Consider the following 13,640-nt stretch of genomic DNA (forward strand, 5'->3'; position numbering starts at 1 on the left):
AACGACTGCTTCTGGCCCAGGCTGTGTAAAAACGTCAATCGCTGTAAACGAAACCTGAGCGGTAAACGTTAAGCCAGTATCTCATCACTTGGGGTGCGAAATGAAGCGCTTTATCGAAGGTGCAGACCGCGGCCAGTCCACGATGCTCCCCGAACTACTGGACGACTATGTCGACGAAGACAACCAGGTTCGGGTGGTCGATGTATTTGTCGATCAGCTTGACCTTGCCAGCCTGGGATTTGAGCGAGTGCAGCCTGCGGCAACGGGCCGGCCTTCCTACCATCCGAGCGTCCTGCTCAAGCTGTACATCTACGGCTACCTCAATCGAATTCAGTCGAGCCGGCGCCTGGAGCGCGAAGCTCAGCGGAACGTCGAATTGATGTGGTTGACGGGGCGTCTAAAACCGGACTTCAAGACGATCGCCAACTTCCGAAAAGACAACGGCAAATCGATCCGCAATGTATGCCGTCAGTTCGTCGTTCTGTGCCAGCAGCTCGACCTATTTTCGGATGCAGTCGTCGCTATCGACGGCAGCAAATTCAAGGCGGTGAACAGCAGCGATCGCAATTTCACCGACGCGAAGCTGAAGCGACGGATGGAAGAGATTGAAGCAAGCATCGGTCGTTACCTGGCCGAGCTCGACAGTGCCGACAGACAGGAGCCCGGCGCCGCAAAACCGAAACGCGTGCGGCTGGAAGAGAAAATAGCGGCATTGAAATTGCAGATGGCCTCGCTCAAGGAAATTGAAGCGAAGCTTGTAGAGACTGGCGAAACACAGATTTCGCTGACAGATCCCGATGCCCGATCCATGATGACACGCGGCAGCGGCATCGTCGGCTACAACGTGCAAACCGCCGTCGATGCTAAGCACCACTTGATCGTCGAGCACGAGGTGACTAACAGCGGCAGCGACCGTGATCAATTATCCGCAATGGCCAAGAAAGCACGCATCGCAATTGGCACAACAGAGCTGACGGCGCTTGCCGACCGAGGCTACTTCAATGGCAAGGAAATACTGGCGTGCCATGATGCCGGCATCTCCACCTTGGTGCCGCCGACGAAAACCTCAAACGCCAAAGCTGACGGGCGATTCGACAAGGCCGACTTTGTCTACGATCCGCAGAAGAATGAATATCGGTGCCCGGCAGGTCAATCACTCATTTGGCGCTTTGTGACCGTCGAAAAAGGGATGACGAATCATCGATATTGGAGCTCGAATTGTAAGGCGTGCCCGCTTAAAGAAAAGTGCACGCCGAGTCCGCAGCGGCGCGTGACCCGCTGGGAACATCAGGACGTGCTTGAGAACATGCAGGCGCGTCTCGAGCAAACGCCGGATGCCATGCGTATTCGACGTTGCACGGTTGAACATCCATACGGCACCATCAAAGCCTGGATGGGGGCGACGCATTTCCTGAGCAAGGGTTTGGAGCGCGTGAAGACCGAGATGAGCCTTCATGTCCTCGCCTATAACCTCAAGCGACTGATCGCTATCCTCGGCATTGCGGATATGATGAAGGCCATCAAGGCTTTTATCCATTTGCGAGGCTTAAAAGCGGCGCTTGCGGCGATTGCCGTGGCATTTCGAAGGGGAGTCCCATAAAACGATATGGCGCAGTGCAACGCGTTTTAGCCCTTCAAGCATGGCTTGGCGGCCCGAGTCCCCCATTGTGGAAACAGGATTGCGTTTTTACACAGCCTGGGCCGGTTGCGGTCGGCTTCATTTAAATATAACTAATTTGACAATTAATATCGGTTGAAGTTTTCATTGACGCATCGTAGTTTTTTCCATGTGACGCAGCAATGATTCGTGTATTAACGTCCGATCCGGTTCGCTCAAGCCCAGCAGCGCCCGCTCCGGGTACTTGTAGACGGGCCCTTTTTTGGTAACGCGGTCTTGCTGGCCAAACTGGTGCACGTGCGCCACGCGCGCCACCCAGCCAAAGAATCCGACCTCGATCTGATCGCCGGTCGCCTTTACTTTCAGGTGTTTGGCAGTGCGAATTTTGGCGAACATCGCCGCCTTCTGCCGCTTGATGCGCCCATTCTTTCCCTTGAATTCCTTGCGCCGCTTGCGCGCGGGGTAGGCGGTGCCATCTGGCCCCTGCTGAGCCTTGATGCGCTGCGCCTGACTGCGGCGCAGGTCGATGGCCACCTTGTGATTGATGGCGCGGCGCTGTGCTGGCTGCAGCTTTGCCAACAGCGCGCCGGCCCAGGCTTCCAGCGTGCGCAGGTCGCCGCTCACGGCGTGGCCTCGGGCGTGCGCCATTCGGCTAGCAGGGTGTCGCCGTCATACAGCTTCCAGAATTCGTCCGCATAGGCTGGCATGTGCTGTATCTCGGCCAGGTGTTTGATGTCCAGGCGGCCCGCCTCGCCGGCCTTGACGGCCACGCGCTCGGTCAGATCCAGCTTGATCGAGATATCGACCGTCTCATGGTTGTTGAAATCGACCTCAAAGGCGATGCCGTGCTTGCGCGTTTCCTCGTTCGCCATCAGGTCGAGCTGATGGACTTTCAGCCAGGCGATCAGGGCCACCATGATGGCGTCGGCGTCGCCAGCGTAATCGGTGACGATCAGATTGAGCTTGAAGCGGTATTCGAAGGAGAGGGAGGCGGTGGCGTTGGCTACCACGTTGCCCTCGTCGGCGAAGACCAGCAGGCGGTCGGGATCGCGCTGCAGCTCGGGGATGGCGGCGGCCAGGTGCTGGCGCAGGCTATTCGGTTTGTACATGGTAGGTGTCTCGCACGGTGTTGTAGGCGTCGATACAGGCGTTCAACTGCCTGGTGGCGTTGTCGCCGTCGCCGGCAATGGCGTCAAGAGCTGCCGCAGTCGCTGGGTCAAGTTCGGCGCGCGTTTCATGCCAATGGCCTGCGGCAGCGGAGGTATCTGCAGTTGCGGCGCACTGGCCGCTGGCAACGGGGATTGACAGGCGCACAGCACCGCTGCGCACATCAGCATTGAAACGGTCACGTTCAGTTTTCGCATGGTCTTGATCCTGTTGGAGTTTGTCGGCGCGCTGCACCAGGGCGGCACCTGCGGCGCGCTCCAGCGTCAGCACGCGGGCGGTGGCTTGGGCCAGCTTGGTGGCTGCGGTCGCCGCGCCGGTGGCGGCCTCCCGCTGCAGCACGGCGATGGCGGCGTCCTTGCACCAGCCCTGCGCCATCCAGCCCGCGATTGCGCCGCACAGCAGGCAGGCGACCTGCGGACGCCAGGCGGGCGTCGTCACATGGCCACCCGTTCCTTGATCCAGCCGAACAGGAAACGGCGCTGGGTCGTGTTGGCTTCGGTGATGGATAGATAGCGCTCGGCCTGCACGCCGTTCAGGGCGCGTAGCAGCACGGTGGCGCCATCCTGGCCGCGCCATTTCAGGAAGGCGGTCAGCGCACCCAGCGAGATATCGCCCAGGCGTCCATCGACAAACAGGGCCGGATAGCGAGCGCCAGTGTCGTTGAAACCGTTCAGCCAGCGCTGCAGGAACTCGGCCGCACGGTGCGGCCCCATGTTCACGCCCGTATCGATCAGCTCGGCGCCGATGCCGGCATGCACGGCCAGCACCTGGTCGAACTTCGGTTCCGTGATGTAGCGCGCTGTGTAGATGGCGCGCGCTACGGCCACGGGCAGGTCGCGCATCGGCCCCGTGTAGCCGTTAGCGCGCGCCACGGCCACGGTGATGCCGACATTGGTTTCGCCGCCCTTGTCTTGTGGGTCATTCACATAGCCTCCTTCGGCGCGCAAGATGGCGTCGATGGTGCGCGCGATCAGTGGATTCTCCATGGTGGCCATCAATGCTCCTTCGCGTCTTTTACCAGCTCGGCGATGTCCTTGTCGCTGCGGCGCTGGAACCACAGGGCCACGGCGCGCGAAACCCACCATCCGGGCGCGCCCACGATCAGGTCGATGGCGGAAGCGTTGACCATGGCGCCGATGCTGGGCAGCTGGGCGCACAGCAGCTGGTACACGGTGCCGCCCAGTAGGCACGAGAACACGCCCGCGCAGCCCAGGCGTGCGACGAATTCGCCCTTGTTGAAGGTACCGTCGCTGTTTAACGGTGGCAGCACGATATAGAGCATGGCGGCGCCGACCATACCCAGCGCTGCCTTGAAGCCGTACAGTTTGACCAGGGTGGCGAAACCACCAAACGATTCTGCGGACATTGCTTGATTCTCCGGGGTGAGGTTAGATAGATTTTTCATGAGGGTAAAAATGGTTGATTCCAGCGTTAATCCCATAGCTGCACGATGTCGGTGGCCTGGCCCGTGCTGGGCGCCGGTTCGGGCAGGGTGACGACTAGGCCCGAAGGCAGCACCGCGCCGTGCTGCGCCAGTCCGGGGTTCAGCTCCAGCGTCTGCTCGACGTATCCCGCGCCGGCGCCCAGGTAGCGCCAGATCAGTGCATCAACGGTGTCATGCTGCTGCGTGCGTACCTGCATCAGATCAATTCCACGATCAGGTGCGAGCGGCCGACCATATCTGCGATGGCCCATTGCGCATTGCGGCGCTGCGCGCCAGGTGCGTCATCCAGCCACTCCATGCTTTTTTTGTCACTCAGCGAGGTGGCCGTGGTGTCGTAATCGCGGTAGCGCTCGATCAGATCCGCTTTCGCCGTGCTGTAGACGGCGCGCCGGTACTGCGCCAGCAGGCGGCTTTCACGGTTGATGCGCGTGGCCGGCACGTCCGCCAGCGTGGCGATGAGTGCTTGCGCGTGGGCGGTTTGCCATGACGCCAACTCGCGGTTGACGTGCAAGATGGCGTCGACCACGGCTTGCACCAGGCGGGCGTCGGTGACGGTGCCATCGAGCCGCATGGCATCGCGCATATCGGTGAGAAAGATATCGGGAAACCAGCCGTCGTTCTCGATGATGCCGATGGCCGGTGCTGGCGGCGCCGGCGTGGTGGCCGGCGGGGATGACGGAGGCAGGGCCATGAAGGACATACGGGGCGCTTTCAAAAGTGGGCGGTGGACGGGGTTCATCAGGTCGGCATCGTTGACTATGCGCGGCCAGAATCCCCCCGTGCCGCCGTGCTGCGGGGGATGCTCTTACTCGGAAGTGGCCGCGCGCTTGATGCGCCGCTCCAGCCGTTCCATATCTTTCTTGACGCCGCACGACTCCGAAAGGGCGCGGGCACGTTTCAACTGGCCCATGGCCGTTTCCGCTTGCGCCACCAGCGCCGGGGCAATGTCCGTGTCGTCCGCCTGGTCCAGCACGGCGATCATGGCCAGGCCGATGGCCTTGTGCAGCTTGGCGCGCGCCTGGTCGGGCGCGTCGCTGGCGGCAGTCAACTGTTCCACCTGGCCCAGCACCTGCGCCGCGTGCTGCGGATCTGCAGCCAGCTTGCCGTGCAGGTAGCCTTCGGAAAATTCGTCCAGCATCAGGGTGGCGATGTCGCGGCTGTAGGTATCGGGCAGGGTGAACTTGTGCGCCAGCGCGTATTCGGCCATGACCAGGGCACGTTCGTACTCGCCCGTGTCGATGTGCCACACCAGTAGTGTGGCGAACACGTCATCCTGCGCACCCTTGCCGCCGGCCAGCACGCCGTCGATCCATTGCGCATAGTCGGGCAGCAAGGTGGTCTTGACCTCGATCTTGCGTTCCACCGACTGGATGGACTTCAAGCGCCGGCGGTCGTCGGCCAGCTTGTACAGCATCAGCTCATAGGCGGTGCCGGTGGTAACGCCCAGCGGCGCGGCGGCGCCGGCCGTGCGCTCGGCCAGCATGCGCGCGCGGTGGCGCAGGGCGGGGGACTGGTTGGCCATTACTTGTCTTTCAGCTCGATGTTTTCCACCAGCGCGGCCAGGCCCAGATCTTCGATCACGTAGGCGTCATTGGAAGACTCGTAGTTTTCGACACGATCGCGTTTCGGCACGTCTTCCACGCGGCGGCGGCGCGCGCCTTCCTGGAAGTAGATCGACAGATTGTCGAAGCGCGTGATGAGAATGGCGTTATCAGGGAAGAAGGGCACGCGCGCGGCCGGCAGGCCACCGATGCGTTTCTGGCTGATGATGATATCGGCTGCCAGTGTTTCGGTCGGCGTCTGCTTGGTGTTGACCAACGGGAAATACTTATCGTTCAACAGCTTGCGGCCGACGATGGCAACCAGGCCGGTGTCTTCCTGATACCAGGGATCGAGCAAGTTGACGGCGTCCGTCACGGCCGCGTCCAGGTTGGCATAGTCGGCATCGACCACGTCGCCGATGATGACGGTGCCCGGCAGGCCGGCGCCGACCAGGCCCAGCACACGCTCGGGCGCCAGTTCGCGCAGGTGCTGCAGCCAGCCCTTGTTTACGTCCTGCAGCAGCGGGTTGGTATCCAGATCGGTGTCGGCCATGGCCTTGACGCCGTTAAAGCCGATGACGATGCGGTCGAGCGCCTGGCGCGTCAGGATGGCATTTGCCACGCGCGACTGGAAGTCGGGGAACTTGGCCCAGGCATCCAGCTTGGCGTATTTCAGGTGCGTATCGAAGTTGGTCTGTTCGCAGCGGTACTTGGTGCCGTCCAGCGTGGACAGGTCGCGCGTCTCGCGGTCTTTGGTGTTGGTATTGGTACGGCTGGCAATCGGGCCGGATACGCCCAGACCCAGCTTTTCGCCTTCCTGTTCGGTCACGCCGATGATGTTCACTTTCGACAGGAACTCGCTCGATTCCTGCATTTTCGTTTCCAGCTTTTGCTGCACGCTGGGCGTGACGCTGAAGGTCTTGGCCACGTTGTCCGTGTCGTTCAACTGGCCCAGGCGAGTTTCGTACTGGCTAAAGACCTGGCGCGTTTGCTTCTTCATGGGTGGTGCTCCGTTGTTGGTGTGGTGGGTAGTGGTGACGCGACGCGGCGCTTAAAAATCGGTTTGCACGGCGCCGTCGTTGCCGGTGGCGGGCGGGCGGCGCGCGCCGTTGCCCGGCGCTTCATCCATCTGTTTCTTGAACGCGGCCAGCTCGTCCTGCGTCGCCTTCAGCGCTTTTTCGGCCGTGTCGATGCGCTTGACTGCGGCGGCGTAGTTGTCGCCGACGGTGACGACATGGCCGGCCAGCTCCTGCACCGCCTCGGTGATATCGGCAAACTGCGCCGCGTTGCTGCCGGTGGTGGTGGAGAAGCGCGCCAGCAGATTTTTCACGGCGTCGGCCAGCATGCCGCCCTGCGGCTCTTCAAATTCCAGCGTCACTTCGACGGCGGAAGTGAACATATTGGCGGCTTGCTGCTTGCGGCCGGCGGAGAATTTCAGCGCTTCGGTGCCCAGGCTGGCGGGGCTGTCGGTGACGCCCAGGCCGACCAGGTAGGGCTGCGACGAGTCGGCAAAGTCGGGTTGAATCTCCAGGCTTGTGTAAATTTTTTGACTAGCCTTGTTAATGGCGATCAGTTCGGGCGTCGGTTCGATCTGCGCGAACAGAGCCAGTTTCTTGCCGTTGTCGGTGTCGACTTCTTCGGCCTTCACCGCGATCACGTCACCGTAGGCTTTGAACTGGCTGTCGGGCAGGATGCCGCGAATGTGCTCCAGCCAGATGCGCGCACCGTAGGTTTTCGGGTTGTAGCTGGCCGCGATCTGCTCGATGGTGGCGCGGTCGATGTTGCGGCCGTCCGTGGTGGCGCCTTCGGTGGCGACTTGGAAGAATTTCGATGGTTTGGACATGGTGGGCGTTCTCGGTTGCTCGGATAACGCCATGGTCAACGTCTTGGCGCTGCGATTCAATGCGATGCGGGTTGCTATCGGGCATAGCGACTTTTGCCTTTCCCCGCTCCGCGCGCGCGCGGCCTACGCTGGCGGCATGTTAGAAACCGAACAAAAAATCGCTGAACTGGCCGTGCCCGAATCCGAGCCGCGCCGGGCCGCGCGCGCCCTGTACTGGAAGGGCTGGCGCATTTCGTCCATTGCGCGCCACCTGGGGATCAAGCGCAGCACCATCAACAGCTGGAAGCTGCGCGACGAGTGGGACAAGGCGCAGGCCATCGAGCACGTCGAAGCGTCCGCCGAGCTGCGCTTGGTCAAATTGATCGAAAAAGAGGTCAAGAGCGGCAGCGACTACAAGGAAATCGACCTGCTGGCGCGCACCATCGTGCAGATGGCGCGCGTGCGCCGCTATGAGCAACCGGGCGGCAATGAGGTCGATCTCAACCCCAGGCTGGCGAACCGCAATGCTGGCCCGAAGAAGAAGCCGATGCGTAACGACTTCAGCGAAGAACAGCGCATCCAGCTGCTCGACGCCTTCCAGGATTCGCTCTTCGACTATCAAAAGGTCTGGTATCGCAATGGCGATCAGCGCACGCGCGCCATCCTCAAGTCGCGCCAGATCGGCGCCACTTGGTATTTCGCCCGCGAGGCGCTGGCCGACGCCATGAAGACCGGGCGCAACCAGATTTTCCTGTCCGCTTCCAAGAGCCAGGCCCACGTCTTCAAGCAATACATCGTGCAGTTCGCGCGCGAGGCGGCCGGCATCGAGCTGACGGGCGACCCCATCGTGCTGCCGAATGGAGCCCACCTGTATTTCCTGGGCACGAACGCCCGCACGGCGCAGGGCTACCACGGCAATTTCTACTTCGATGAATTCTTCTGGACACAGAACTTCCAGGAACTGAACAAGGTGGCCTCGGGTATGGCCATCCACAAGAAATGGCGCAAGACCTATTTTTCCACGCCTTCCTCGACCACGCACCAGGCCTATCCGTTCTGGACGGGTGAGCTGTTCAACAAGCGCCGCGCCAAGGCCGACCAGGTCAACATCGACGTGAGCCATGGCCGGCTGTCGTCGGGTTTTACGGGCGAGGACAAGATCTGGCGCCAGATCGTCACCATCCTGGACGCCGAGCGCGGCGGCTGCAACCTGTTCGACATTGACGAGCTGCGTAACTTCGAATACAGCCCGGACCAGTTCGACAATCTGCTGATGTGTAACTTTATCGACGACTCGGCCTCGGTGTTCCCGCTGGCCGAGCTGCAGCGCTGCATGGTCGATTCCTGGGTGGACTGGGACGACTACAAGCCGTTGATGTCGCTGCGCCCGTTCGGCAACCGGCCAGTGTGGATCGGTTATGACCCTGCCTTGAACGGCGACAGCGCCGGCTGCGTAGTGCTGGCGCCGCCCATGACGGCCGGCGGCAAGTTCCGCATCCTGGAGCGCCACCAGTGGCGTGGGCAGGATTTCAAGGATCACGCCGAAGCCATCCGCCAGATGACCCAGCGTTACAACGTCGAGTACATCGGCATCGATACCACGGGCATGGGCATTGGCGTCTTCCCCATCGTGCGCCAGTTCTTCCCGGCCGCGACGGCCATTAACTACTCGCCCGAAGTCAAAACCCGCATGGTCTTGAAGGCGAAAAACATCATCAGCAAGGCCAGGCTGGAGTTTGACGCCGGCTGGACTGACATCGCGCAATCGTTCATGGCCATCCGCAAGACCCTCACCCCCAGCGGGCGCAACGTCACTTACGTGGCGGGGCGCACCGATGAAACCGGCCACGCCGATCTGGCATGGGCCTGCATGCATGCCCTCGATCACGAGCCATTTGAAGGCACGACCGACAACAACCAATCTTTCATGGAGATTTATTCTTGAGCAAAGCACGACACTTGCGCGCGCGCGGCCGCCAGGCCCAGCCCGCGCCATCACCAGCGATCACGGCGCCGGCCGCCGCCGGCATCGAGGCGTTTTCCTTCGGCGACCCGACGCCCGTGCTGGAGCACGCCGACATTCTCGACTGCTTCGAATGCTGGAAGAACGGCCACTGGTATGAACCGCCCGTCAATCTGGCCGGCTTGGCCAAGTCCTTCAACGCGGGTGTGCACCACAGCAGCGCCATTCACTTCAAGGCCAACGTGCTGGCCTCTACGCTGATTCCAAGCAAGTACCTGTCGCGCGACGCCTTCAAGCGCATGGCGCTCGACTTCCTGACGTTCGGCAATGCCTACCTGGAAGACCGGCCCAGCCGCAGCGGCAAGGCGCTGAAGTTTGAACACGCCCTGGCCAAGTACATGCGGCGCGGCGTCGATCTGGATACGTATTTTTTTGTCAATGCATATCAAACGGTGCACCAGTTCGACAAGGGCCGCGTGTTCCACTTGATGGAACCGGACGTGAACCAGGAACTGTACGGCGTGCCGCAATACCTGAGCGCCTTGCAATCGGCCTGGCTCAACGAGGCGGCCACCCTGTTTCGCCGCAAGTATTACAAGAACGGCTCGCACGCCGGCTTCGTCTTCTACATGACCGACGCCGCAGCGAACACGCAGGACGTGGACAACCTGCGCCAGGCGATGCGCGACAGCAAGGGGCCGGGTAACTTCCGTAACCTGTTCATGTACGCGCCGAACGGCAAGAAGGACGGCATCCAGATCCTGCCCGTGTCGGACGTGGCCGCCAAGGACGAGTTTTTCAACATCAAGAGTGTGACGCGCGACGACCAGCTGGCCGCGCACCGCGTGCCGCCCCAGCTGATGGGCATCTTGCCGAACAATGCCGGCGGCTTCGGCGCCGTCGAACCGGCCGCGCGCGTCTTCGCCCGCAACGAGCTGGTGCCACTGCAGGCGCAGTTCATGGCCATCAACGAGTGGGCCGGCGTGGAAGTGGTGCGCTTCGCCCCGTATGACCTGGCCACAGGCGGGGAGGGTGCAGCATGAGCGACCACATCGACAACACCGACAAGATCATCTTTGCCGAGGTGGCGCGCGGCCTGGCCGCCGTGCGCCGTCAATCCGCGCTGCTGGCAGACTTCCGCTGCCATTACTGTGAAGAGCCGGTGGCGCCCGAGCTGCTGTTCTGTGGTGTGGACTGCCGCGACGACTACGACAAGGAGCAGGCGGCCGAGGCACGCGCCGGCCGCACAGGATGACCGCCACGCCGCGATAGCTGGCATTGCGGGGCCGCGACAGGCCAGCCGCACCGGAGCGCCCCAGCCACCGCACAAGCCGCCCACGAGGCGGCTTTTTCACGTCCCAGCGAATGTTGTTGCCTCGGAGGCAATAAAAAGGCCCATTTCGGCCCGGCGCGCGCAGTTGTCCCCCCTCCACACCTGCCCGCTATATAGGGGTCTTTTGACTCAAATTTGCGCCATGGCCGAAGGCGCATGAGGACTGGCGCGGCGGGGCGATGTGGGGGCACTCGATTTGACGCATTTTGATGCATATTGATCGGTGATTTACAACGAGACAAGCTATGCAATTAAAGTCCTCGCTGACTCATGAGTGCCTAAGCAAGATTGACCTGTACAAAGAGGTGTGCGGCATCAATGTGTGTTTAAGGTAGAGCAAACTGCTGTGATCACTGGCTTTGAAGATTGACCCGGTACAGCGCGATAGCACGACGTGCGGCTGCATGACACTTCTGTTGGAGGCGTGACAAGCAGGCCTGCCGAGCGAACAATAGGTTTTAAAAATGATCGACTAAGCTAAAGTAGAGATGTGCTGGGAGGTAGCTAAAATTGGACTGCCTCACCAATTCCAGGAGGAAGTGTAATAAATGTCTTGCCCACATTTTTCCAGAAGAGACGATATTCTTGCTGCCAAGCATCCATGTTTGACTTTAGAAAATGGCTGCGTTGATGGTCTTTCGTGTACTTACATGATCCCATTTTTCCTTTTATTCCAAGCTGCAGGTCAATTACTGACTTTAATCGCTCGACGTCTAGGATTCGAACGCAGCATACTTTGCCCAAGCGGTTCATGATTTCAGCGTTTTTTTCGTGGCAGAAAGAAAGTATCGCACCGTCTTCGGTGTAATAATTCGCCTTCACAATATCTGGCACTCTGATGCCATCAAAGCTGCAGCCGATGATGGTGGCGTTGAGTAGAAATGCGTTGGGTGCACTAAGGTCAAGTAAGGGGAATTTGGTCAGGTCATGTTTGGATTTGTGAATCAAATTTTCATCAGGAGTTGATGTGCCGTTCCGAACATCGCTCAGATATGTGCTAGCTGGCATGATGGGGATTTCACCGCCATTAATCCAAGCATCCTGAAATGCATGTTGTGTCAGGTAAAGAAATTTTCGCAAAGTTAACTCCAAAAGTGTACGTGATCATAGGTATGCGCAGCATATAGAAAACTAAGCCAAGGAAGCGATTCAATCTTGCTAACTTAGATTTTTATGTGCCGAGTGTTCTTGTGATCTATTTTAGGGTGAAAATACTGATCCCTTATTGGCTTAAAATATAACGGTTCATCGGTTTTAAAATACGAACCTGTCATGTACTTTGGAAAGCGCTTCAACCTCCGTATTTATGCGCACGTCAAGCGCTGTATCGAGTATCCATTGTTCGACCGCGACACAGACTTCCTCAGAAAAATTACTAATATCTAATTGAACCACTGGATTGATAGGAAGTCCATTTCCATCTATGCCATCGGTTTTCATGTTTTTATGTGAGCCACCGGCCTTTGGGCTGTGAAAAATAAATTTTTTGACGATCTTCGCGGCATTATGACCGACAAGATCAAATTCTCCCTGATGTAAATACGCACAGCGTAAGGCGTAGAAGTCTCCGCCACGCATTAACTGGATGTTTGCCGATACGCCTATTTTATAGTACGGCGCTAAATACTTGTCGAACCAAAGCGTAGTACGCTTTTCGGACATTTTTTTTAGTTGGGGATAAGCGATACGTCCGCATATATCAGGAAGAGTCAATGCAAGCGCGAGTGCTGCATACCAGTTTTCATCCTTCAGTGCGAACCTGGTAGCGTCGATTAAATGTTTCATGGCAACTTTCTCGGGGAGACTATTTTGGTATGAATTTTAATTGTAATTATTGCCAATTCTGGATGCCGCGCCCGTACTATTTTATTCGTGAGTTTTCGCAACGTTAGAGAGTGAAAATCACTAAGGGACGCCAAACTTACACCTGTGAACGGAGTTAAATATATCAAGAATGCCGTTAATAAATGCTGTTCGAACCACTAACTCTCTAGAGTATATAGGTGAAATGTATGTGTAAGCATTACTCTCAAAAATCATTTCCGCAGTATTTGGATAGACCCGCGAAAGCTGGGCGTTACACGGCAGTGAAAAAACGCTCCGTGCGGAAGTGTTTTAGGTCTAAGCTATTGGAATAAAAGAGATATTTTTAAGACTTGAAAACTAGAGTCTGCTAGTCATTTCAAATCGATGATGCATTGGCATCATCGATCCAGCGCCAATGACCGGTGAATAGGCGAAAAAAAAGCTGTCATTTTGTTGTCATTCCTAGGCTAAAACAGCCCAAAAACAACCCAAATAATGACAGCCTTCTTCTTGCTAACTACTTGATTCTAAACAATTCAGTGGTGGAGACGGCGGGAATCGAACCCGCGTCCGCAAGCACTCCACAGACAGTTCTACATACTTAGCACTATCATTTGATTTAACCGGTTCAGCACGGATGTGCACGTTATGAACAAGCGAGTTACCTATTATTTAGTCGAATGCTAAGTAACCCAGCATCAGACGAGTCCCTGTAAATGACTCTAGAGCTTTTAACGGCCCACCCCAGGGACGAGGTGTTCTAGAGCTAACAGCGATTAAGCTGCCAGTGCGTACGAGTTATCGTTTGCAGTTAAGTTTTTTCAGGTTGTATTTACGAGGTAGCCCGCCCTCGGTATGCCCTGCACTGCTTTGCAACCCACGTCGAAACCTGGTCGTCCCCACAGAACCTTCATTGTAGCGCAATCTTCATAGTCTTGCATGATGC

At 58.5% G+C, this 13,640-nt stretch carries 15 protein-coding genes, 1 other RNA gene and 1 pseudogene; 4 read left to right on the top strand and 13 right to left on the bottom strand.

The window, feature by feature from the left end; genetic code table 11:
- Positions 1-100 precede the first annotated feature (100 nt).
- Positions 101-1,528 (top strand): annotated as a pseudogene (locus ACQ4W6_RS15305) (IS1182 family transposase); the annotation flags it as partial.
- A 234-nt stretch (positions 1,529-1,762) separates the two neighbouring features.
- On the opposite strand, the gene ACQ4W6_RS15310 reads toward ACQ4W6_RS15305, so the two are convergent.
- The 10 genes from ACQ4W6_RS15310 to ACQ4W6_RS15355 form a co-directional block, all read right to left on the bottom strand.
- Complete coding sequence (locus ACQ4W6_RS15310; protein ID WP_436568032.1) at positions 1,763-2,242, bottom strand: phage virion morphogenesis protein; 480 nt, start codon at positions 2,240-2,242, stop codon at positions 1,763-1,765.
- Positions 2,239-2,727, bottom strand: coding sequence for a phage tail protein (locus tag ACQ4W6_RS15315; RefSeq protein WP_436568033.1), 489 nt, complete (start codon positions 2,725-2,727; stop codon positions 2,239-2,241). The genes ACQ4W6_RS15310 and ACQ4W6_RS15315 overlap by 4 nt, the downstream gene beginning before the upstream one ends.
- Complete coding sequence (locus ACQ4W6_RS15320; protein ID WP_436568034.1) at positions 2,711-3,223, bottom strand: lysis system i-spanin subunit Rz; 513 nt, start codon at positions 3,221-3,223, stop codon at positions 2,711-2,713. Before ACQ4W6_RS15320 ends, ACQ4W6_RS15315 begins: the two co-directional genes overlap by 17 nt.
- The gene (locus tag ACQ4W6_RS15325) at positions 3,220-3,780 is read right to left on the bottom strand and encodes a glycoside hydrolase family 108 protein (RefSeq protein ID WP_436568035.1); all 561 of its coding nucleotides are present in this window, start codon (positions 3,778-3,780) and stop codon (positions 3,220-3,222) included. Before ACQ4W6_RS15325 ends, ACQ4W6_RS15320 begins: the two co-directional genes overlap by 4 nt.
- A complete protein-coding gene (locus ACQ4W6_RS15330) occupies positions 3,780-4,151 on the bottom strand; it encodes a hypothetical protein (protein ID WP_436568036.1) in 372 nt (123 codons plus the stop codon). Before ACQ4W6_RS15330 ends, ACQ4W6_RS15325 begins: the two co-directional genes overlap by 1 nt.
- A 65-nt stretch (positions 4,152-4,216) precedes the next feature.
- Positions 4,217-4,426, bottom strand: a complete 210-nt coding sequence (locus tag ACQ4W6_RS15335) for a tail protein X (protein WP_436568037.1) — start codon at positions 4,424-4,426, stop codon at positions 4,217-4,219.
- Positions 4,426-4,929, bottom strand: a complete 504-nt coding sequence (locus ACQ4W6_RS15340; RefSeq protein ID WP_436568038.1) for a head completion/stabilization protein — start codon at positions 4,927-4,929, stop codon at positions 4,426-4,428. Before ACQ4W6_RS15340 ends, ACQ4W6_RS15335 begins: the two co-directional genes overlap by 1 nt.
- Before the next feature lie 105 nt (positions 4,930-5,034).
- Complete coding sequence (gene gpM / locus ACQ4W6_RS15345) at positions 5,035-5,751, bottom strand: phage terminase small subunit (protein ID WP_436568039.1); 717 nt, start codon at positions 5,749-5,751, stop codon at positions 5,035-5,037.
- The gene (locus ACQ4W6_RS15350; protein ID WP_436568040.1) at positions 5,751-6,770 is read right to left on the bottom strand and encodes a phage major capsid protein, P2 family; all 1,020 of its coding nucleotides are present in this window, start codon (positions 6,768-6,770) and stop codon (positions 5,751-5,753) included. The genes gpM and ACQ4W6_RS15350 overlap by 1 nt, the downstream gene beginning before the upstream one ends.
- Before the next feature lie 51 nt (positions 6,771-6,821).
- Complete coding sequence (locus ACQ4W6_RS15355; RefSeq protein WP_436568041.1) at positions 6,822-7,613, bottom strand: GPO family capsid scaffolding protein; 792 nt, start codon at positions 7,611-7,613, stop codon at positions 6,822-6,824.
- 136 nt (positions 7,614-7,749) lie between these two features.
- Here ACQ4W6_RS15355 and ACQ4W6_RS15360 point away from each other — a divergent pair, with 136 nt between their 5' ends.
- The 3 genes from ACQ4W6_RS15360 to ACQ4W6_RS15370 are packed head-to-tail and all read left to right on the top strand — an operon-like array spanning position 7,750 to position 10,810.
- Positions 7,750-9,537 carry a terminase ATPase subunit family protein gene (locus tag ACQ4W6_RS15360; protein ID WP_436568042.1) on the top strand — a complete coding sequence of 596 codons (1,788 nt, stop codon included), beginning with the start codon at positions 7,750-7,752 and terminating at the stop codon, positions 9,535-9,537.
- Positions 9,534-10,598 (top strand): phage portal protein, encoded by a 1,065-nt coding sequence (locus ACQ4W6_RS15365; protein ID WP_436568043.1) that lies wholly within the window; start codon positions 9,534-9,536, stop codon positions 10,596-10,598. Before ACQ4W6_RS15360 ends, ACQ4W6_RS15365 begins: the two co-directional genes overlap by 4 nt.
- Positions 10,595-10,810, top strand: a complete 216-nt coding sequence (locus ACQ4W6_RS15370) for a hypothetical protein (protein ID WP_436568044.1) — start codon at positions 10,595-10,597, stop codon at positions 10,808-10,810. Before ACQ4W6_RS15365 ends, ACQ4W6_RS15370 begins: the two co-directional genes overlap by 4 nt.
- A 582-nt stretch (positions 10,811-11,392) precedes the next feature.
- Here the strand turns inward: ACQ4W6_RS15370 and ACQ4W6_RS15375 are convergent.
- The 3 genes from ACQ4W6_RS15375 to ssrA all read right to left on the bottom strand — a co-directional run bounded on the left by ACQ4W6_RS15375 (position 11,393) and on the right by ssrA (position 13,595).
- Positions 11,393-11,968: a hypothetical protein gene (locus tag ACQ4W6_RS15375; RefSeq protein WP_436568045.1), complete on the bottom strand. Its 576-nt coding sequence runs from the start codon at positions 11,966-11,968 to the stop codon at positions 11,393-11,395.
- A gap of 174 nt (positions 11,969-12,142) precedes the next feature.
- Positions 12,143-12,673 carry a hypothetical protein gene (locus ACQ4W6_RS15380; protein ID WP_436568046.1) on the bottom strand — a complete coding sequence of 177 codons (531 nt, stop codon included), beginning with the start codon at positions 12,671-12,673 and terminating at the stop codon, positions 12,143-12,145.
- A 561-nt stretch (positions 12,674-13,234) separates the two neighbouring features.
- Positions 13,235-13,595, bottom strand: a transfer-messenger RNA (tmRNA) gene (gene ssrA / locus ACQ4W6_RS15385).
- Positions 13,596-13,640 lie beyond the last annotated feature (45 nt).

Origin of the sequence: Janthinobacterium woesei (assembly GCF_051380875.1) — a bacterium.
Taxonomy (GTDB): Bacteria; Pseudomonadota; Gammaproteobacteria; order Burkholderiales; family Burkholderiaceae_D; genus Janthinobacterium.